Origin of the sequence: Streptomyces sp. NPDC057616, assembly GCF_042800575.1 — a bacterium.
Lineage (GTDB): Bacteria > Actinomycetota > Actinomycetes > Streptomycetales > Streptomycetaceae > Streptomyces.
In genome coordinates this window covers 192,423-211,123 of the sequence record NZ_JBHVGU010000005.1, presented here as the reverse complement: position 1 = coordinate 211,123, position 18,701 = coordinate 192,423, and the positions used below count along the sequence as shown (strand labels likewise).

The following is an 18,701-nucleotide window of genomic DNA, read 5'->3' as shown; positions in this document are numbered from 1 at the left end:
CTGTCACCAACCGTGCACCACGCCACTGACAATGCGTTCTGACCTGCGTGAACGCGCTCGCCGGGCCGATTGTCAGTGCCGGGATCTACCTTCGATGACATGACTCAGCAGGGGGTGCGCTGGAGCGCGGATCAGGTGCTGGCAATGGCGCCTGACGCCGCGTCACGCAAAGCGGGAAGCAAACTCGGCGCGGCCGGGCCGTGGTCCGAGACGGGGAGTTCCGACGAGGGGGCGGTGTGGGGGCTGTGCAAGGGCAGCGGCAGCAAGCCGTATCAGACGGTCGTCGACATCGCGGACGCGGCGGGCCCCGCGTACAAGTGCACGTGCCCGAGCCGCAAGTTCCCGTGCAAGCACGCCCTCGGGCTGCTGCTGCTCTGGGCTGGCGAGGACGGCGCGGTGCCGGCCGGCGAGGCACCGGACTGGGCGGAGCAGTGGATGGAGGGGAGACGGCAGCGCGCCGAGCGGAAGCGGGCGGCGCCCGCGGCCGGTGCCCCGTCCCGCTCCGGTGATCCGGAGGCCGCGCGCCGCCGGGCGGAGCGCCGGGCCGAGCGGGTGACGGCGGGGGCCACCGAGCTGGAGCAGCGTCTGGCGGACCTGCTGCGCGGCGGCCTCGCGGGCGCGGAGCAGGCGGGATACGGGCTGTGGGAGGAGACCGCGGCCCGCATGGTCGACGCCCAGGCACCCGGACTGGCCGCCCGCGTGCGGGAGTTGGGGGCGATCCCGTCGTCCGGGCCCGGCTGGCCGGTGCGGCTGCTGGAGGAGTGCGCGCTGCTGCACCTGCTCGACCAGGGCTGGCTGCACCGTGCGGAACTGCCGGGCGGCCTCGCGGCGACGGTCCGTTCCCGCATCGGCCTGTCCGGCACCGCGGACGGCCCGCCGCTGCGCGACCGCTGGCTGGTCCTCGCCCAGTACGACACGGCGGACGCCCGCCTGACGACCCGCCGCATCTGGCTGCACGGCGCCGACTCGGGCCGGACGGCACTGCTCCTCTCCTACGGCGCGGCGGGCCGCGCACCGGAGCTGGCCCTGCCTGTCGGGCTGGCCCTGGACGCCGAGGTGTCCGCCTATCCGGGCGCCGGGCAGCTGCGGGCGGCCATGGGTGAGCAGTTCGCCCCGCCGGCGCCCGCCGAAATACGGCCGCCGGGGGTGACGACGGCCGAAGCGGCGGCGCGGTACGGCGAGGCGCTGCGGGACGACCCCTGGCTGGACTCCGTCCCGGTGACCCTGGACCGCGTGGTGCCGGTCCCGGACGGCGACTCCTGGCAGTTGGCGGACGCGGACGGGGACACAGCGCTCCCCCTGACCCCGGCCGCCCGTTCCCGCCCCGGCCTGTGGCGCCTCGCCGCCCTGTCGGGCGGCACCCCGGTCAAGGTCTTCGGCGAGTGCGGCCACCGGGGCTTCACCCCGCTGACGGCCTGGCCGGAGAAGCCGGGAGAGGCGGTGGCGCTGTGCTGAGCCCCCAGGGCCCCCGGACCTCCCGCGCCCCCCGCACCGCCGGTCCGTCCGGCCCCTGTCTTCTCCTCGGCACCTCACGGAAAGGAACCCCCATGAACAGGACGCCCGCACCCGTGGACGCGCCGGCGCCGGGCGCCTGGGAGGAGCTCGTCACGACGGCCCTGCTCGGCACGGAGCGGCGTACTCCGCCGGGCGGCGCGCCGGGACGGGAAGCGCCGGTGGTGCTGCTGGACGCGGCGGCCGTGGAGACCGTACGGCGGCGGGCCGGGCTGCGGCCCGCCGGCGCCGCAGTACGGCCGGAGCCGGCCGCCGAGGACCCGCGTCCGGCGCTGCCCGCGGCCGCGGCCCGCAGACTCGCGCTGCTGCTGGCCGACCGCCCCGGCACGGGCGGTGGCCGCAGAGGCACGGCACCGGACCTCATGGAGCTGCTGCCCCAGTGGCTCGCGGCGGCGAACGCCCGCGGCTTCGCGGCACCCCCGCAGACGCTGCCCGCACTGCTGGACGCGGCCCGGGGACGCACGGATCTGCGGCCCGCGGCGCTGGCCTTCGCCGGCCCGCGCGCAGTGTGGCTGGCCCGGCTGAACCCGGACTGGCGCTTCGCCCTGCGCGCGACGCCGGGCGGGGGCACCGCGCTGCCGGAGCCCGAGGACGCGGAGCGGACCCTGCGCCTGTGGGAGGAGGGCCTGTTCGCCGAGCGGGTCGCACTGCTGTCCGCCCTGCGCGCCCGCGAGCCCGCCGCCGCCCGCGCACTGCTGTCGACCACCTGGACCACGGAGCGGGCCGAGGACCGCCTGATGTTCCTGGACTCGCTGCGCACCGGTCTCGGCCCGCAGGACGAACCCTTCCTGGAACAGGCCCTGTCCGACCGCAGCCGGAACGTACGGGCGACGGCGGCCGAGCTGCTCTCCGCGCTGCCGGGCTCCGCGCTCGCCGCGCGGATGGCGGTCAGAGCCGCGGCATGCGTGGCCGTCGACCACACACAGGACTCCCCGACGCTGACGGTCGAGGCGCCGCACGAGTGCGACGCGAGCATGGAGCGCGACGGTGTCGTGGCCAAGCCTCCGGCAGGACGGGGTGAACGGTCATGGTGGTTGGGCCAGTTGGTGGAGGCGACACCGCTGACGACCTGGCCCGCGCGGCTGGGCGGGCGTACGCCTCAGGAGATCGTGGCGCTGCCGGTCACCGACGACTGGCAGGGCGAACTGCACGCGGCCTGGTGCCGGGCGGCCGTGCGGCAGCGGGACCCCGAGTGGGCCCGCGCGCTCCTCGGCGCCCCCTCCGCACCGGAGGCCGGCGGCCCCGGGGCGGTCTCACTGGCCGAGCGCGCCAAGCTGCTCGGCACCCTGGACGCCGCCGAACGGGCCGGCTGGGTCGCCGGATTCATCGCGGCACACGGCCTGTCGGAGGCGTTCCAGCTGCTCGGAGTCTGCGCGTTGCCCTGGACCCCACCGCTCGGCAGGGCGGTGGTCGACGCGCTCAACATCGCGCGGGACGCGGGGAGTTACCCATGGAGCTTCAGCGGAGTGATGGGCCTGGCCGAGCGCTGCCTCGACCCGGCGGAGGCGGGCCGCCTGGACGGCCTCCTCGCCATACCCGACGAGCACGAGGACGCGTCGCCCGGAGCCGGCGGCTACTGGGCGGAGGCGTTCCAGCGTCTCGTCACGACCCTGCGGCTGCGCAGGGCGATGGCGGAGGAGCTGGAAGCGGCCTAGGCCGGCTGCGGCTAGGCCGGCTGCCCCGCGTGGCCCCGCACCCAGTCCACGATCGACTGCGTCGTGGCGCCCGGCGTGAAGATCTCCGCGACGCCCTTCTCCTTCAGCGGCGCAATGTCGGCCTCGGGAATGATCCCGCCGCCGAAGACCAGGATGTCCTCCGCGTCCCGCTCCTTGAGCAGCTCGATCACGGCGGCGAACAAGGTGTTGTGCGCGCCGGAGAGGATGGAGAGGCCGATCGCGTCGGCGTCCTCCTGGATCGCGGTGTCGACGATCTGCTCGGGGGTCTGGTGGAGGCCGGTGTAGATCACCTCCATACCGGCGTCGCGCAGCGCCCGCGCGATCACCTTGGCTCCCCGATCGTGGCCGTCGAGCCCCGGCTTGGCCACCACCACGCGGATCGGACCGGCTGCCACACCCATCACTGCCTCCATGAAACGACTGCATTCATCCCTACCGACAGGTACAGGCGTACCCGCGCCCACCAGGGAAGTGAACGAACGTTATCCCCAGCATCCCGCAACCGGCAGTTTCGCGGTCCAGACCGAGGGGGAAATCACACGATGGGACACGTTCACCGCGCGGCGTTCCGGCGGGAGCACGCGCAACAGGAGCCGCAATGAGGTCGCCGTACCACGGCACCGTAGGACAGCGGGCCGTGCCGGTGCGGTGCGTCGACGGCGGCGGGACAAGGCCGTCGACAGCCGTCCTCGCGGCTTCCCACGAGGGCACACGGGGGACAGAGGCGTCCTCCTGCGTGCCGACAGGAGGTCGGCCATGAAGGTCACCAGGGCAGCACTGCCCTTTCCGCCGCTCTGTCAGAGGCTGCTTCCGGGCAGGCTTGCGGGGCTCTCACTGGCCCTGCTGAAGGCGACCGCCCTGGAGCTCGCGATCCTCGCGGGCCACCTCCTGCTCTATCCCACCGGCATCACAGCGGAACGCAGAGGACCATCGGCCCCGCTCCCCTCGCCGGACGCCGCCGCACAGCTGCCGACCGAGACCAAGCCCCCGGTCGTGCTGCTGCACGGCTTCATCGACAACCGCTCGGTCTTCGTGCTGCTGCGCCGCAGCCTCGCCCAGCAGGGCAGGCAGCAGGTGGAGTCGCTCAACTACTCGCCGCTGACCTGCGACATCCGCACCGCGGCCGAGCTGCTCGGCCGGCACATAGAGGAGATCTGCGAGCGCACGGGCTCCCGGCAGGTCGACATCGTCGGGCACAGCCTCGGCGGCCTGATCGCGCGCTACTACGTGCAGCGGCTCGGCGGCGACATCCGCGTACGCACCCTGGTCACGTTGGGCACCCCGCACTCCGGGACCCGGGTGGTGCCGCTGGCCAACGCGCACCCGATCGTGCGCCAGATGCGCCCCGGCTCGCAGCTGCTCGAGGAGCTGGCCCGGCCCGCGCCGGGCTGCCGCACGCACTTCGTCAGCTTCTGGAGCGACCTCGACCATCTGATGGACCCGCTGGAGACCGCCTGCATCGACCACCCGGACCTGATGGTGCAGAACGTCCGGGTGAGCGGGATCGGTCATCTGGCCCTGCCCGTGCACCCCGCCGTCGCGACCGGCATACGCCAGGCCCTCGACGCCGAGCGGACAGGAGCCGAAGCCGCCGACCACGCCGGCGGCCTGACAGTGGCGTGACAGAGGCGCGACAGGCGCCCCTCAGCGATCTCACATCGAACAGCGCTCGAACACTCGGCCAAGGCCGGGTCCGCACTCCGCCGAAACACGGCCGAATGCCCGTTTCCTGCGCGCCCGAAACCAGTTGAAGATTGTCGCGCCCGCATACCGCCGGGTACAGTCGCCGCACTGCTCTGGCAGCCCCTGTTGTCGAGGCGAAAGAGAAGTTGGTGAACGACCGTCACCCGTCGGGGACCATGACCACCCCGGCCCCGGCTTCCGATGCCGCCTCGGCGCACTTCGCGCCCTATGGCACGCAGGAAGCCCAGTACGGCGACTTCACCACGTACGGCGACTACGACGCCAATGGTTTTGCGACCGGCGGGCATGCGGCCGCGACTTCGACCTTCGACGCCGACCCCCTCTTCGGCAGCCTCCCGGGCGACGGCACCGGCTCCTACGACGCGTCCCAGTGGGGCACGGGCCACCACCAGACCGCGCACCACGACGCGTACGCGGCCGGGCACCACACCGGCTACGACACCGGCGCCTACGAGACGAACGCCTGGGCCGCCGGCTACCAGCAGCCGCTCGCGGTCATCCCGCCGCAGTCCACCGGCCACGACGTCTCCGGCCAGTGGGACGCGAGCGCCTGGCTCCAGCCCGATCAGCAGGGCCACGCCGCCGACCAGACCCAGCACTGGGAATGGGGCACGCAGACCTTCGAGACCGGCACGTACGACGCCACGCAGTGGAACTCCGACGGCGAGCGGACCGCAGAACCGTTCGACCAGCAGGCGACCGCCGTCTTCGAGCAGACCGAGCCGGACGCCTACCCGGAACACCACGCGTACACCGATCACGACGCCTACCCGGAACACGAGGCGTACGCGGAGCAGGACGCGCACACGGAGCACGATCCGTACGCGGACCAGCACCCGTACGAGGAACTCGCCGAGGACGACGGCCGGTCGGCCACGGGCGGCACGGGTGAACTCCCCGCCGTGGCACCGCTGCTGGAGGACCAGGAAGAGGTCGTGCCGGTTCCGGCGTCGCGCAGCGCCGCGCGCAACGCGTCCCGCTCCCGCCGCCGCGCCCCCGCCAAACGCTCCGCGCTGCTGACCGTCGCCGTGCCCTCGGCCTGTGTGATGGGCGTGGCCGGTATCGCCGCCGCCTCCGTGGGCACCTTCAGCGACGGGAAGGACACCGCGACGACCGCGTCGGACGCGCACGCGGTGAAGCCGTCCTCCGCCAACAACAAGCTGGACAGCCAGCTGCAGAGCCTGTCCGCGGGCGCCGACGACTTCGCCGACCGGGCCAGCCGCACGCAGGAGCGCATCGACCTCAAGGCCCAGCAGGCGGCCGAGAAGAAGAAGGCGGCGGAGGAGGCGGCCCGCAAGGAGCGGCTGCGCCCCAAGTTCGTGCTGCCGGTGACCCAGAAGGGCCTCAGCGCCTACTTCGGCCAGGCCGGCGTCAACTGGATGTCCGTGCACACCGGCATCGACTTCCCCGTCTCGTACGGCACGACGGTGATGGCCGCGACCGACGGCACGGTCCGCACGCAGTGGAACAGCGCGTACGGGAACATGATGATCGTGACCGCGAAGGACGGCACGGAGACGTGGTACTGCCACCTCTCCAGCTACCGCGTCTCCTCCGGCACCGAGGTGAAGGCCGGCACGCCGATCGCGTACTCCGGCAACTCGGGCAACTCCACCGGGCCGCACCTGCACTTCGAGGTCCGGCCGGGCGGCGGCGCGGCGATCGACCCGCTGCCGTGGCTGCGCAGCCACGGGCTGGACCCGACGTAGACCTGAGCAACTTCCTTGCGAGCCCCCGCCATTGAGCGGGGGCTCACGTGTCGGAGCTACAGCTTCTCGACCGGCGCGTACCGCAGCAGCAGCCGCTTCGGCTTCGCGTCGCCGAAGTCGATCGTCGCCTCGGCGTTCCCGCCCGTGCCCTTCACGGCGACGACCGTGCCGAGCCCGAACTGGTCGTGCGTGACCCGGTCGCCGACGGCCAGCGAGACCACCGGCTTGTCGGAGGCGCGGCTGGTGGCGAAGCCGGACGCGCCCGACGCCGAGGAGCGCGAGCGGGAGGACGACAGGGAGGCGGCCACGCCGGACGCCGGGCCGGAGGAGACCGGGGCCGTGCCACCCGTCCGCTTCCAGTCGACGTGCTGGGCCGGGATCTCCTCCAGGAAGCGGGAGGGCGGGTTGTACGACGGCTGGCCCCAGGCGCTGCGCAGCGACGAGCGCGTCAGATACAGCCGCTCCCGCGCGCGCGTGATGCCGACGTAGGCGAGCCGGCGCTCCTCCTCCAGCTCCTTGGTCTGGCCGAGGGCACGCATGTGCGGGAAGACGCCGTCCTCCATGCCGGTCAGGAAGACGACCGGGAACTCGAGGCCCTTGGCGGTGTGCAGGGTCATCAGGGTGATGACTCCGGAGCCGTCCTCCTCTTCGTCCGGGATCTGGTCGGAGTCGGCGACCAGCGCGACCCGCTCCAGGAAGTCGGCGAGCCCGGGGGACTGCTCGCCCTCACCGGTCTCCTGCTCGAACTCCAGGGCCACGGCCGCGAGTTCCTGGAGGTTCTCGATGCGGGTCTCGTCCTGCGGGTCGGTCGAGGCCTGCAACTCGGCCAGATAGCCGGTCCGTTCGAGGATCGCCTCCAGGACGGTCGCCGGGCCCGCGCCGGACTCGGCGATCGTACGGAGGTCCTCCATCAGCGTGTTGAACTTCTTGACGGCGTTGGCGGAGCGCGCCGCCATGCCGTACGCCTCGTCGACGCGGCGCAGCGCCTGCGGGAAGCTGATCTTCTCGCGCTGGGAGAGCGCGTCGATCATCGCTTCCGCGCGCTCGCCGATGCCGCGCTTGGGGACGTTCAGGATCCGGCGCAGCGGGACCGAGTCCTCCGGGTTGGCCAGCACGCGCAGGTAGGCCAGGACGTCCCGGACCTCCTTGCGCTCGTAGAAGCGGACGCCGCCGACGACCTTGTAGGGCAGGCCGACGCGGATGAAGACCTCTTCGAAGACACGGGACTGCGCGTTGGTGCGGTAGAAGACGGCGACGTCGCCGGCCTTCGCGTCGCCCGCGTCGGTGAGACGGTCTATCTCGTCGGCGACGAACTGGGCCTCGTCGTGCTCGGTGTCGGCGACGTAGCCCGTGATGCGCGCGCCCGCGCCCGCGTTGGTCCACAGGTTCTTGGGACGGCGGGACTCGTTGCGCTCGATGACGGCGTTGGCCGCGGTCAGGATGGTCTGCGTGGAGCGGTAGTTCTGCTCCAGCAGGATCGTCGTCGCGTTCGGGTAGTCCTCCTCGAACTGGAGGATGTTGCGGATCGTCGCGCCGCGGAAGGCGTAGATCGACTGGTCCGCGTCACCCACGACGCACAGTTCGGCGGGCGGCAGGTCGTGCTCGCTGGGCGGTACGTCCTCGTCGTGCGCGCCGGTCCCGACCAGTTCCCGTACGAGTGCGTACTGGGCGTGGTTGGTGTCCTGGTACTCGTCGACCAGGACGTGCCGGAAGCGGCGGCGGTAGTGCTCGGCGACGTCCGGGAAGGCGCGCAGCAGGTTGACCGTCGTCATGATCAGGTCGTCGAAGTCGAGGGCGTTCGCCTCGCGCAGCCGCGACTGGTACATCGCGTAGGCCTGGGCGAGCGTCTTCTCGAAGCCGTCGGTGGCCTGGGCGGCGAAGTCCTCCTCGTCGATCAGCTCGTTCTTCAGGTTGCTGATCTTGGCGCTGAAGGACTTCGGCGGATAGCGCTTGGGGTCGAGGTCCAGGTCGCGGCAGACCAGGGCCATCAGGCGCTTGGAGTCGGCCGCGTCGTAGATCGAGAACGACGAGGTGAAGCCGAGCTTCTTCGACTCGCGGCGCAGGATGCGCACGCACGCGCTGTGGAAGGTCATCACCCACATCGCGTTCGCGCGCGGGCCGACGAGCTGCTCGACGCGCTCCTTCATCTCGCCCGCGGCCTTGTTGGTGAAGGTGATCGCGAGGACCTGGCCCGGGTGCACGCTCCGCTCGGCGAGCAGGTGGGCGATGCGGTGCGTGAGCACACGGGTCTTGCCGGAGCCGGCACCGGCCACGATGAGCAGGGGCGTGCCGGAGTGGACGACGGCCGCGCGCTGGTTCTCGTTCAGCCCGTCCAGCAGGGCGGCCGGGTCGAGGGCCGGGCGCGGGGCGCCGTCGCGGTAGTAGGCGTCCCGGTCCGGGGGCACGTCGAACTTCCCACCGAACAGATCGTCCGGAACCGGCTCCGGTACGTGCTCGTCCTCGGGCGGCGGCGGGGGCTCCTCCTCGTGGCCACGAGGGGCCTTGAGGTCCGCCAGGAAGCTGTCGTCAAAGAGGCTGCTCATCGCCTTCCGAGTCTAGGGCGCCTCACTGACAGCCCGCCGCCACCCCGGGAACTTCGCCGGATCGGGGCGGTGCGGCGCTCAGAAGCCGCTGATCCGCCGGACCTGGCCGCCCGGCGTCCTCCTGCCGTCCAGGACGGTGCCGTCACGGTCGGCGACCGACCAGGCGCAGACGTAGACCCTGCCGTCCCGCGGGCTCACGGCGAGGCCCGCCGGGAAGGGCACCTTCACCTCGGTACGCCTGCCGTGCGAGACCTTCGTCACGACGCCGGCGAAGAGCCGGCTGACGTAGAGGTCGCCGTGCCGGTTGAAGGCGACGCCGGTGATCGCGCCGAAGCCGGACTTCCAGCCGAGGATCCGGCCGCTGCGGGCGTCGACCTTCCACACGCGCGCGGTGGGCCTCGCGGGCTCGCCGTTCAGCTCGCCGACGTAGAGGTTGCCGTCGGGGCCGAGGGCCAGCGAGGGCGGGACCGCCTCGTGGTGGTCGTGGTCCTGGAAGACCGTGAAGGGGCGGGCCCTGCCGTGGCGGGAGACCTCGATCAGGTCGTTCCCGGCCGCGTCCGCGACGATCCTGCGGCCGTCGGGGAGGGCGAGGACGGCGTACGGGTTGGAGTCGACGGCTGTCTTGTGCGGGTTGTGCCTCAGCTCCACGGCGGTGACGTCGGCGGCGATCCGCGCCCTGCCCCGTTCGACGGACAGCAGCTTGCCGAGCTTGTTCCAGGGCGGCGTCGTGGGCACGCCGGTCTCCGGCGCGGCCCAGGTCTCGCCCCCCAGACGCTGCCGTGGCGGGCCGAGACGCCGTTCAGGCCGACCGCGAAGCCGCCGTCGGGCGCGCCCGCCGAGGGCAGTCCGCCCGCCAGGCGGTGGCGGTGCCAGTCGCGGCCGTCCTGGACGACCTCGGTGACCGCCGCCGTCAGGCCGACGCAGGTCGGGCCCTCGGGGCCCTGGCCGATACAGGTCCCGCCGCCCCGGCCGGCCTCGGCGACGTACAGACGGCCGTGGTCGTAGGAGAGCTGGCGCGGATCGTCGAGGCCCTTGGCGATCACGCCGACGGCCGGCTTCCCGCCGGAGTGTCCGCCCGACGCGCTCGCGGGCACGACGCCCGCGGTGGCCGCCAGGACGACCGGTGTGCCGACGACGAGTGCTGTGCGCGTTCTCATGGCCGTACCCCCTCACCCACCGCTGCACCGGCCGCGGCTGGCTGGAAATTAACGCTCGGAAGCGGGCGCACGGCGCCAGTCCGGTCAAAATACGCATAAATCCACGCAGATCATTCCGGAACGACCGCGGCACGCGACGTCCTGACCAAAGGTCACGAAAATGTATCGGGCATATCGAACATCAACCTTCACAGGGGCCACACGAGTTGGCTACGGTTCCGGGCAGGCCGTACGACCCCCACCGGCGAACGTCGCCGGGCCGCGCGGCCTCCGCCGAATCCGGTACGCCACCGTGCATCCGGAACCGGGGACCCACCGTTCCCGGGGTGAATCGGCCCGACTCCCGTACGGGGCCCGGACCGTAGGGCAAGCCTTCCGAACCACCCGCCCGAACCCGACAGCTAACCCGGTAGGCGGAACGTGGAAGGAGTCGCCTCCCTTGGCGTCGCACCGCAAGTCGCGCCCCTCAGCTTCACGCGTCGCAGGCATACGCACCCCCGCTCTCGCCACGGCCGCCCTCACCTCCGTGGCCCTGCTGTCCCAGTCGGCCAACGCCGCTCCGGTGACCGACGGCAAGCCGAGCGTGGAGGAGGTGGAGAAGAAGGTCGACGACCTCTACCGCCAGGCGGAATCGGCCACCGAGAAGTACAACGCGGCCAAGGAGAAGACCACGACGCAGCGCAAGCGCGTGGACACCCTCCTCGACGACGTCGCCAAGCGCACCCAGAAGCTCAACGACGAGCGGGAGCAGCTCGGCACCTTCGCCGCGGCCCAGTACCGCACCGGCGCCGCCGCGCCCGACACCGCGACCTTCCTGCTCGCCGACTCGCCGCAGGACTACTTCGACCAGACGCAGCTGATGGGCCGTCTGACCTCCCGTCAGAAGACCGCGGTCGACGACTACTTCACCGAGCAGTCCGCGACGATGAAGAAGCGCGAGCAGGCGTCCAAGGACCTCCAGACGCTCACCTCGACGCAGAGCGACCTGCGGACCGCCAAGTCCACGGTGCAGAAGAAGCTCTCCGACGCGCGCGAGCTGCTGTCGAAGCTGAACGCCGAGGAGAAGGCGCGGCTCGCCGCGATCCAGAAGAAGAAGGCGGAGGAGGCCGCGCGCCAGGCCGCCGAGCTGGCCAAGAAGCAGGCGGCCGAGCAGAAGGCCCAGGAGGAGGCCGCCTCCACCTCCTCCTCCGGTTCGTCCTCGGACACGGGCTCCACCTCGACCTCCAACGGCGACTCCACGTACGCGACCAAGGCCGCCAAGACGCTCGCCTTCGCCCGCGCGCAGATCGGCAAGCCGTACGTCTGGGGCGCCACCGGCCCCGACTCCTACGACTGCTCCGGGCTCACCCAGGCCGCCTGGAAGGCCGCCGGCGTCAGTCTCCCGCGCACCACCTACGACCAGGTCGACGCCGGCACCACGGTCTCCCTCACCGACGCCCAGCCGGGCGACCTGATCTTCTTCTACGACGACATCAGCCACGTCGGCATCTACATCGGCAACGGCATGATGATCCACGCCCCGAAGCCCGGCGCGTACGTCCGCGAGGAGTCGATCTACTACGCCGGCTCGTCGATCATCCACAGCGTGGTGCGGCCCGCCTGAGTCACGCGCGGGGCACTCCCCCGCACGTATTTTCCCGGGCACGCGCGCGTGCCCGCCGGGCAACACCGCTCGCGCTCCCTAGCATCGGCCCCATGTCCGGCCCTACCTCCTTCCGCGCCTGGTGGGCGCAGCGTCCGCCGGCGGCCGGAGCCGCCGTGATGGCGACCGGCATCGTGTCGGTCGGACTGCATCTGACGGCGCACGAGGTGCTGTCGCGCATCGCCCTGGTCCTGGCCTGTGCGGCCTGGCTGGGGCTGGCGGCGGACTTCGGTGTGCGTCTGGCGCGGGAGCGGGAACGGTGGTGGGCGGACGCGCGCAGGCCGCAGTCGCTCACCGCGGTCGCGGCGACCACCGTGCTCGGGACCCGGTTCTCCCTCGCCGGCCTGCCGACCCTGGCCGAGACCCTGCTCGCGCTGGCGGCCGTGCTGTGGCCGCTGCTGCTGGTCGAGGTCGTACGGAACTGGCAGCGCCGTATGCCGGGTTCGGTGTTCCTGTGCTGCGTGGCCACGGAGGGGCTCGCGGTGCTCGGCGCCACGCTCGCCGGGGCCGAGGCGACGGCCTGGCTCGCGCACACCGCGCTCGTGCTGTTCGGCCTCGGGCTCGTCCTCTACGGCTTCGCCCTGTCCCGTTTCGACCTGCGGCAGGTGACGGAGGGGCAGGGGGACCACTGGTTGGCGGGCGGCGCGCTCGCCATCTCGGCGCTCGCCGGGTCCAAGCTCCTCGCCGCGGACAGTGCGCGCCTCTACCTGTGGAACGACGACGACCGCGGCGTCCTGCGCTTCGTCACCTCGGCCCTGCTCGTGCTCGACCTCGCCTGGTACGCCGTGCTGCTCGTCGCCGAGGCGGCCCGGCCGCGGCTGGACTACGACGCGCGCCGCTGGGCGACCGTGTTCCCGCTCGGGATGACGGCCGCGGCGGTGCTGTCCGCCGCCACGGCCCTGGGTGCCCCGTGGCTGAGGGGGCCCGGGCAGGTGCTGCTGTGGATCGTGGTGGCGGCGTGGGGGGCCGTCGCCGCCGGCGCCACGGCGGAGGTCCGCGCGGGCCTCAGGTCCACAGCACCGCGATGAAGATGTTCGCGGTGGTGAGCAGGCCGACCAGCCCGAACAGGCCCTTGTCCACCTTCTCGTCGTCCCGCTTGACGTAGACCAGGCCGAGGATGACGACCAGGATGGCCAGCTTGATGCCGATCTTGATGTTGTTGACGTGATGGTCGTCGGCCTGGTTGAGGCCGACCAGGACCGCGCCGGTGACCAGCATCGTCAGCGCCCCGTGCAGCATGCCGGGGACGAAGCGGGCCGTGCCCTGCCCCATCGCCTTCATCTGGGTGAGGAACCCGCCGAGCAGCGCGGCGATGCCGATGATGTGCAGGGCGACGAACAGATGGATGAGTACGTCCATGGGGCTGGAGCTTAAACAGGGACGCACGGGGCGCCCGACACCGGCCTGCCCTTTCACCGGTCATGCATATATGCGGCGCATAGCAGCCCGCGTCACGGCCGTGGCCCGGAACCGGCGTTTCGGTCAGCGCGCTGCGTGAAGTCGACGGCGCGGCTCCTGGATCACGGTCGCAAACGGTCACCCGGCGATCCGGCGGCGGCACTTCCGCACATCGTGTCACCGAACGGTCACGGTCAGGTTTAGCGTCCTGCCCCAGGTGACCGGCTCCCCACCGCCGCCCGGGCCAGGGGCGGCAGTCGGCCACCACCGCCGGACGCGTAAAGCCGCCGGGGCGAGGCGGCCGAACGGAAAGGACGTGCAGTCCACGTGGCAGCGCACCGCAAGACCGGTCGGCGTTCACTCGGCGGGGGCACGGCCCGCACCGCCTTCACCATCGCCCTGGCGGGCGCGGCGACCGCGACCGGCTTCGACGGCACGGGCCACGCGGAGCCCGATCTGACACCGGCCCAGGTCAAGGCGAAGGTGGACAAGCTGTACCAGGAGGCGGAGTCCGCCACCCAGAAGTACGACGGCGCGAAGGAGAAGTCCAAGGCCGCCGAGCACCGGCTCTCCACCCTGCGGGACGAGGCGGCGCGCAAGACGGACAAGCTCAACTCGGCGCGCGACGCGCTGGGTTCGATGGCCGCCGCGCAGTACCGCGACGGCGGTCTCGATCCGGCGCTGCAACTCGCCCTGTCGGACGACCCCGACCGCTATCTCGAGGGTGCCGAGTTCGCCGACCGGGCGGGCACCCGGCAGGCGGCGGCCGTCGCCGGGGTACGCGAACAGCTGCGGGAGATCGAGCGGTTGCGTGGAGCGGCCCGCGTCGAGCTCGCCGGGCTGAAGGCGCGGCAGGCCGAACTGAAGCGGACCAGGACGACGATCACCGGGAAACTCGACGCGGCACGCCGGCTGCTGGCCGCTCTTCCGGCCGCCGAGCGCGAACGGCTCGGCCTCGGCGGCGACTCGGGGGCCGCCGGCGCCGCCGGCCGTGCCTCACGCTCCGGCTCGGGCGCGCGCGACGCTCTGCAGGCTTCCGGTTCCGCCGCCGAGGCGCCCAGCTCCCGTGCCGCGGCCGCCGTCTCGTACGCCTACTCCAAGCTCGGCAGCCCCTACGTCTGGGGCGCGACCGGCCCGAACGCCTTCGACTGCTCGGGCCTCGTCCAGGCCGCCTACCACTCCGCCGGCATCTCCCTGCCCCGCACGACCTACGCCCAGATCGACGCCGGCCGCCGTGTCTCCCGCTCCGAACTGGCCCCGGGCGACCTGGTGTTCTTCTACTCCGGCATCAGCCACGTGGGCATCTACATCGGCAACGGCCAGATGATCCACGCCCCGAACCCGTCGGCTCCGGTGCGGATCGCGCCGATCGACGAGATGCCGTTCGCGGGGGCGACGCGGATCGTGTGACGCCGGATCGTGGGACGCGGGTCGTGGGACGCGGGCTGCCGGGCCCGGCGCCTCAGACCAGCCGTCGCGCCGTCGCCCAGCGGGTCAGCTCGTGCCGGTTGGACAGCTGCAACTTCCGCAGCACCGCCGAGACATGGGACTCGACCGTCTTCACGGAGATGAAGAGCTGCTTGGCGATCTCCTTGTACGCGTACCCCCGGGCGATCAGCCGCAGCACCTCGCGCTCGCGCTGGGTGAGACGGTCCAGGTCCTCGTCGACCGGCGGGGCGTCGGTGGAGGCGAACGCGTCCAGCACGAACCCGGCCAGCCGCGGCGAGAAGACGGCGTCGCCCTCCTGCACACGGAAGATGGAGGCGACGAGGTCGGTGCCGGTGATGGTCTTGGTGACGTAGCCGCGGGCACCGCCCCGGATCACGCCGATCACGTCCTCCGCCGCGTCCGACACGGACAGCGCGAGGAAGCGCACGGGCTGCTCGGCGTCGGCCATCAACGCCGCGCAGCGGCGCAGGACTTCGACCCCGCCGCCACCCGGCAGGTGCACGTCCAGCAGGACCACCTCGGGGCGCGTCGCGGTGATGACCGTGACCGCCTGGTCGACGTCGGCGGCCTCGCCCACGACCTCCACGCCGGTCTCGTCGGTCCGGCCGATCTCGGCCTGCACTCCCGTACGGAACATGCGGTGGTCGTCGACGAGGACCACGCGCACGCGGCGCTCGCCGGTGCCCGAGCCGGCCGGTTCCATGGGCTCGTTCGCCTCGGTCGGGTCGCTCATCACGTCTTCTCCGCCCTCTCCATCTCCAGCTCGACCTCCGTGCCGCCGTCGGGCACCGCGCGAAGCCGCGCCGTGCCGCCGTGGCGCTCCATGCGGCCGATGATCGATTCTCTGACGCCCATGCGGTCGTCGGGTATCGAGTCCAGGTCGAAGCCGGGACCGCGGTCCCGGACCGACACGAAGACCGTCCTCCCCTCGACCTCGGCGTAGACCTGCACCGCGCCGCCCTCGCCACCGTACTTGGCGGCGTTCACCATCGCCTCGCGTGCGGCCTGCATCTGCGGGCCGATTCTCTCGTCGAGCGGGCAGTCGCCGACGACGACGACCTCTATCGGGACGCCGTGCTTGTCCTCCACCTCCGCCGCGTTGCGCCGCACCGCGTCGGCGAGGGTGGTGGGTTCGTCGGCCTCCTCCTTGCCGGTGCCCTCGGGCTTGTAGAGCCAGGTGCGCAGGTCGCGCTCCTGGGCGCGGGCCAGGCGGCGCACCTCGTTCGCGTTCTCCGCGTTGCGCTGGATCAGGGTCAGGGTGTGCAGCACGGAGTCGTGGACGTGGGCGGCGACCTCGGCGCGCTCCTGCGCGCGGATGCGCATCAGGCGCTCCTCGGAGAGGTCCTGGGTCATGCGCACGAGGTACGGCCCCGCGAGGAGCGTTATGCCGACGAGGACCGCGAGGGCGGCCTGGAGGACGGAACCGAGATGGGCGGCGGAGCCCTGGAGCACGAAGATGCCGGAGACGCCGGCGGTGACGAGGAGGACACCGCCCGCCGCGCGGAGCAGGGTGAGGGTGCGCCGCCGGCCGCCGACCTCGACCCAGCGGGCCCGCCGGACGTTGTCCGCCTGGCGCCAGACCAGGGCGACGCCCGCGCCGACGAGGACGGCGGGCCAGAGGTAGACCTTGGCACCGCCGCTCAGATTGACGTTGCCCACGAAGATCATGGCGACCGCGACCATCAGCAGCAGGGCCACGATCTGGCCCCGGTCCGGCCTGCGGGCGACGAGTCTGCGGCGGCCGTCCGCCGAGGTCTCGGCGGTGACCAGCGACGGGGGTTTCTGGTCGCCCACGCCGCCGACGCCGAGCGGCACGAAGAACCAGAACGCGGCATACAGCAGGGCGCCCAGACCGTCCGCCATGAACAGGCCGACGAACACGAGCCGCACCCAGATGACGGGCAGGCCGAGATGTCCGGCCAGCCCCCGCGCCACGCCACCCAGCCAGCGTCCGTCGCTGCTGCGGTAGAGCTTGCGCGGCGGCCGCGGTTCGGCGAGTGGCGCTGCAGCGGCTTCCGGCATGCCACCGATACTCACACGGTCGGCGGACACGGGCATCAGGGTCGACCCCCGATACTCCCCTGATCTTCGAACGCCCGGTCCGTCGAACGCTTCCCCGGCGCCGGCTCAGGGGCGATATCAGGGTCCGGCCAGGGTCGTACCGACTCCCGCCGGAGCCGCTCGGCCGTCACCATGGACACATGACAGATCACGAGCGCGCCGCGACGGGTCCGGGACCCGGCTCCGGCCCGCACCCCGCCGGGGGTGCCGGGCCGCAGGATGCCGCGCCCGCCGCGGACCCCGCGGCCGGGACGGGATCCGGCGCGGGCGCGCAGGAGGAGGGGAGCCCGCAGGCGGAGGCCGCGGCGCCCGGCAGGTTCCGCCGCGACCGCCGCAACAAGACACTCGCGGGCGTGTGCGCCGGGCTCGGGCGGCAGTGCGACATGGACCCGGTGATCTTCCGGATCACGCTCGCGGTGCTCTCCGCCACCGGCGGCATCGGCCTGATCTTCTACGGCTTCGCCTGGCTCCTCGTCCCGTACGAGGACGAGGAGGAGAACGAGCTGCGCAAGCTGCTGACCGGCCGCGTCGACGGCCAGGCGCTGGCGGCCGTGCTGTTCGCGCTGGTCGGCTGCGGAGTCTTCCTGACGATGCTGAAGAACGGCGGGGTGCTGGCCTTCGCCGTCGTCCTCTCCCTGCTCCTCGCCGGCGCCGGGTACTGGTCGCGGCAGCGCGGGACCCTCGATCCGGATCCGCTCGCCGCCCAGGCCGCCGCCGACGCCCCGCCGGAGGCCCAGGCGCCGCCGGTGCCCGCGGCCTACCCGTCGTGGTGGCGCGACCCCATCGTCAAGGACGGCACGCACGACGGGGGCACGGGCTATCTCTGGGGCCCCGGCGACTCCCGCGACCGGGACATCGCCGCCGCGGTCAACATCAGCCTCGGCAACTCCTGGACCGACCGCGCCGGCCCGCGGACCGCGCGTCCCGCGGCGCCGAAGCCGCGCGGACCGCGCTGGATCGGCGGCTGGGTCTTCCTGCTCGCCCTGATCGCGGGCGGCCTCACCACCCGCCTGACGTGGGGCGGCGATGCGCTGGGCACCAGCCTGCAGGCCGGGTTCGCCGCCGCACTGATCGTCTTCGGCCTGGGCATCGCGCTCAGCGCGTTCCTGGGGCGGACGGGTGCGGGCTCGATCTTCCTGGCCCTCGTCACCGCAGCCCTGCTCGCGGCGTCGGCCGCGCTGCCCAAGGACATCAACAACCACTGGATACGCACGACATGGCAGCCGGCCGCGGTCGCGGACGTCCGGCCGGCGTACGAGCTCGGCAGCGGCGTCGGCACCCTGGACCTGAGCCGCCTGTCCGTGACGAAGGGGCAGACGGTGAGCACGAGCGCCGAGGTCGGCGCGGGCCGGCTGAAGGTGATCGTGCCGAAGGACGCGGCGGTGAAGCTGAGCATCGACGTGGGCGTGGGCGACATCCAGCTGCCGGGCGACGGCCAGAAGGACGTGGACGTGGAGCCGGGCAAGCACAAGGAGCTGACCCTGCCGCCGGTCTCGGGGGGCAGGAACACCGGCACGCTCGACCTGGATCTGCGGGTCGGCGTCGGACAGGCGGAGGTGAGCCGTGCTGCGTCATGAGTTCCAGCCGGGAAGGCTGGTCGCCGGGCTCTTCCTCGCCCTGGCGGGCGCGGTCTTCGCCGGGGACGCGGGCGGGCTGTGGGAGACGCCGTGGTTCGCGGTGATTCCGATGGTCGTGGGTGGGCTCTGCCTCGGCGGGGCCGCGGGGGTGATCGGCCGGGGCATACGCAGGCGCCGGGCCGTCGCCGGGCGGATGGACCCGGCGGACCCGGCGCAGGCGCCGCAGGACGCGTCGTGATGAGGGCGGCGGCCGCTTGGGAGCGGGTGCCGTGG

General features: G+C 72.6%; 16 protein-coding genes and 1 riboswitch. Of the genes, 9 read left to right on the top strand and 7 right to left on the bottom strand.

The annotated features are described in order from the left end of the window. The first annotated feature begins 99 nt into the window (after positions 1-99). Together ACFU97_RS08070 and ACFU97_RS08065 are read left to right on the top strand one after the other, a co-directional pair. On the top strand, positions 100-1,455 hold the full coding sequence (locus ACFU97_RS08070) for an SWIM zinc finger family protein (protein ID WP_384252420.1): 1,356 nt from the start codon (positions 100-102) through the stop codon (positions 1,453-1,455). 92 nt (positions 1,456-1,547) lie between these two features. Then, positions 1,548-3,167: a DUF5691 domain-containing protein gene (locus tag ACFU97_RS08065; protein WP_384252417.1), complete on the top strand. Its 1,620-nt coding sequence runs from the start codon at positions 1,548-1,550 to the stop codon at positions 3,165-3,167. A gap of 11 nt (positions 3,168-3,178) precedes the next feature. Here the strand turns inward: ACFU97_RS08065 and ACFU97_RS08060 are convergent, their stop codons facing one another. Continuing rightward, positions 3,179-3,589 (bottom strand): cobalamin B12-binding domain-containing protein, encoded by a 411-nt coding sequence (locus ACFU97_RS08060; RefSeq protein ID WP_384252415.1) that lies wholly within the window; start codon positions 3,587-3,589, stop codon positions 3,179-3,181. Between the two features lie 355 nt (positions 3,590-3,944). Here ACFU97_RS08060 and ACFU97_RS08055 point away from each other — a divergent pair, with 355 nt between their 5' ends. Both ACFU97_RS08055 and ACFU97_RS08050 read left to right on the top strand, forming a co-directional pair. Further along, a complete protein-coding gene (locus ACFU97_RS08055; RefSeq protein WP_384252412.1) occupies positions 3,945-4,811 on the top strand; it encodes a lipase family alpha/beta hydrolase in 867 nt (288 codons plus the stop codon). 236 nt (positions 4,812-5,047) lie between these two features. Beyond that, a complete protein-coding gene (locus ACFU97_RS08050) occupies positions 5,048-6,601 on the top strand; it encodes a M23 family metallopeptidase (protein WP_384252715.1) in 1,554 nt (517 codons plus the stop codon). Positions 6,602-6,657: 56 nt separating this feature from the next. On the opposite strand, the gene pcrA is transcribed toward ACFU97_RS08050, so the two are convergent. The 3 genes from pcrA to ACFU97_RS08035 form a co-directional block, all read right to left on the bottom strand. After that, positions 6,658-9,144, bottom strand: a complete 2,487-nt coding sequence (gene pcrA / locus ACFU97_RS08045; protein WP_384252409.1) for a DNA helicase PcrA — start codon at positions 9,142-9,144, stop codon at positions 6,658-6,660. A 78-nt stretch (positions 9,145-9,222) separates the two neighbouring features. Continuing rightward, positions 9,223-9,879 (bottom strand): ScyD/ScyE family protein, encoded by a 657-nt coding sequence (locus tag ACFU97_RS08040; RefSeq protein ID WP_384252406.1) that lies wholly within the window; start codon positions 9,877-9,879, stop codon positions 9,223-9,225. Continuing rightward, on the bottom strand, positions 9,783-10,301 hold the full coding sequence (locus ACFU97_RS08035) for a hypothetical protein (protein WP_384252404.1): 519 nt from the start codon (positions 10,299-10,301) through the stop codon (positions 9,783-9,785). The genes ACFU97_RS08040 and ACFU97_RS08035 overlap by 97 nt, the downstream gene beginning before the upstream one ends. A 261-nt stretch (positions 10,302-10,562) precedes the next feature. After that, a riboswitch (cyclic di-AMP (ydaO/yuaA leader) is annotated at positions 10,563-10,733 on the top strand. A 7-nt stretch (positions 10,734-10,740) separates the two neighbouring features. On the opposite strand from ACFU97_RS08035, the gene ACFU97_RS08030 reads away from it, so the two are divergent. Both ACFU97_RS08030 and ACFU97_RS08025 read left to right on the top strand, forming a co-directional pair. Continuing rightward, positions 10,741-11,904: an NlpC/P60 family protein gene (locus ACFU97_RS08030; RefSeq protein ID WP_384252401.1), complete on the top strand. Its 1,164-nt coding sequence runs from the start codon at positions 10,741-10,743 to the stop codon at positions 11,902-11,904. A gap of 92 nt (positions 11,905-11,996) precedes the next feature. Further along, positions 11,997-12,971, top strand: coding sequence for a tellurite resistance/C4-dicarboxylate transporter family protein (locus ACFU97_RS08025; RefSeq protein WP_384252399.1), 975 nt, complete (start codon positions 11,997-11,999; stop codon positions 12,969-12,971). Here the strand turns inward: ACFU97_RS08025 and ACFU97_RS08020 are convergent. After that, on the bottom strand, positions 12,949-13,302 hold the full coding sequence (locus ACFU97_RS08020) for a hypothetical protein (RefSeq protein WP_384252397.1): 354 nt from the start codon (positions 13,300-13,302) through the stop codon (positions 12,949-12,951). The two genes, ACFU97_RS08025 and ACFU97_RS08020, sit on opposite strands and share 23 nt — an antisense overlap. A gap of 366 nt (positions 13,303-13,668) precedes the next feature. Here ACFU97_RS08020 and ACFU97_RS08015 point away from each other — a divergent pair, with 366 nt between their 5' ends. Beyond that, entirely contained in the window at positions 13,669-14,751 is a 1,083-nt protein-coding gene (locus ACFU97_RS08015; RefSeq protein ID WP_384252394.1) for an NlpC/P60 family protein, read from the top strand. A 52-nt stretch (positions 14,752-14,803) separates the two neighbouring features. Here the strand turns inward: ACFU97_RS08015 and ACFU97_RS08010 are convergent, their stop codons facing one another. Both ACFU97_RS08010 and ACFU97_RS08005 read right to left on the bottom strand, forming a co-directional pair. Next, entirely contained in the window at positions 14,804-15,523 is a 720-nt protein-coding gene (locus ACFU97_RS08010; protein WP_384252391.1) for a LuxR C-terminal-related transcriptional regulator, read from the bottom strand. Then, positions 15,523-16,812, bottom strand: coding sequence for a PspC domain-containing protein (locus ACFU97_RS08005; protein WP_384252389.1), 1,290 nt, complete (start codon positions 16,810-16,812; stop codon positions 15,523-15,525). Before ACFU97_RS08005 ends, ACFU97_RS08010 begins: the two co-directional genes overlap by 1 nt. 179 nt (positions 16,813-16,991) lie before the next feature. Between ACFU97_RS08005 and ACFU97_RS08000 the strand changes: the two genes are divergently transcribed. Both ACFU97_RS08000 and ACFU97_RS07995 read left to right on the top strand, forming a co-directional pair. After that, positions 16,992-18,428 (top strand): PspC domain-containing protein, encoded by a 1,437-nt coding sequence (locus ACFU97_RS08000; protein WP_384252386.1) that lies wholly within the window; start codon positions 16,992-16,994, stop codon positions 18,426-18,428. After that, entirely contained in the window at positions 18,415-18,666 is a 252-nt protein-coding gene (locus ACFU97_RS07995; protein WP_384252384.1) for a hypothetical protein, read from the top strand. The genes ACFU97_RS08000 and ACFU97_RS07995 overlap by 14 nt, the downstream gene beginning before the upstream one ends. Positions 18,667-18,701: the final 35 nt, after the last annotated feature.

What these genes read in the sequence shown, in the direction of transcription:
- ACFU97_RS08020 (WP_384252397.1), bottom strand. Translation starts at nt 13,302, where the DNA reads ATGGACGTACTCATCCATCTGTTCGTCGCCCTGCACATCATCGGCATC.
- ACFU97_RS08025 (WP_384252399.1), top strand. Translation starts at nt 11,997, where the DNA reads ATGTCCGGCCCTACCTCCTTCCGCGCCTGGTGGGCGCAGCGTCCGCCG.
- ACFU97_RS08010 (WP_384252391.1), bottom strand. Translation starts at nt 15,523, where the DNA reads ATGAGCGACCCGACCGAGGCGAACGAGCCCATGGAACCGGCCGGCTCG.
- ACFU97_RS08050 (WP_384252715.1), top strand. Translation starts at nt 5,048, where the DNA reads ATGACCACCCCGGCCCCGGCTTCCGATGCCGCCTCGGCGCACTTCGCG.
- ACFU97_RS08035 (WP_384252404.1), bottom strand. Translation starts at nt 10,301, where the DNA reads ATGAGAACGCGCACAGCACTCGTCGTCGGCACACCGGTCGTCCTGGCG.
- ACFU97_RS08055 (WP_384252412.1), top strand. Translation starts at nt 3,945, where the DNA reads ATGAAGGTCACCAGGGCAGCACTGCCCTTTCCGCCGCTCTGTCAGAGG.
- ACFU97_RS08000 (WP_384252386.1), top strand. Translation starts at nt 16,992, where the DNA reads ATGACAGATCACGAGCGCGCCGCGACGGGTCCGGGACCCGGCTCCGGC.
- ACFU97_RS08005 (WP_384252389.1), bottom strand. Translation starts at nt 16,812, where the DNA reads ATGCCGGAAGCCGCTGCAGCGCCACTCGCCGAACCGCGGCCGCCGCGC.
- pcrA (WP_384252409.1), bottom strand. Translation starts at nt 9,144, where the DNA reads ATGAGCAGCCTCTTTGACGACAGCTTCCTGGCGGACCTCAAGGCCCCT.
- ACFU97_RS08065 (WP_384252417.1), top strand. Translation starts at nt 1,548, where the DNA reads ATGAACAGGACGCCCGCACCCGTGGACGCGCCGGCGCCGGGCGCCTGG.
- ACFU97_RS08060 (WP_384252415.1), bottom strand. Translation starts at nt 3,589, where the DNA reads ATGGGTGTGGCAGCCGGTCCGATCCGCGTGGTGGTGGCCAAGCCGGGG.
- ACFU97_RS08070 (WP_384252420.1), top strand. Translation starts at nt 100, where the DNA reads ATGACTCAGCAGGGGGTGCGCTGGAGCGCGGATCAGGTGCTGGCAATG.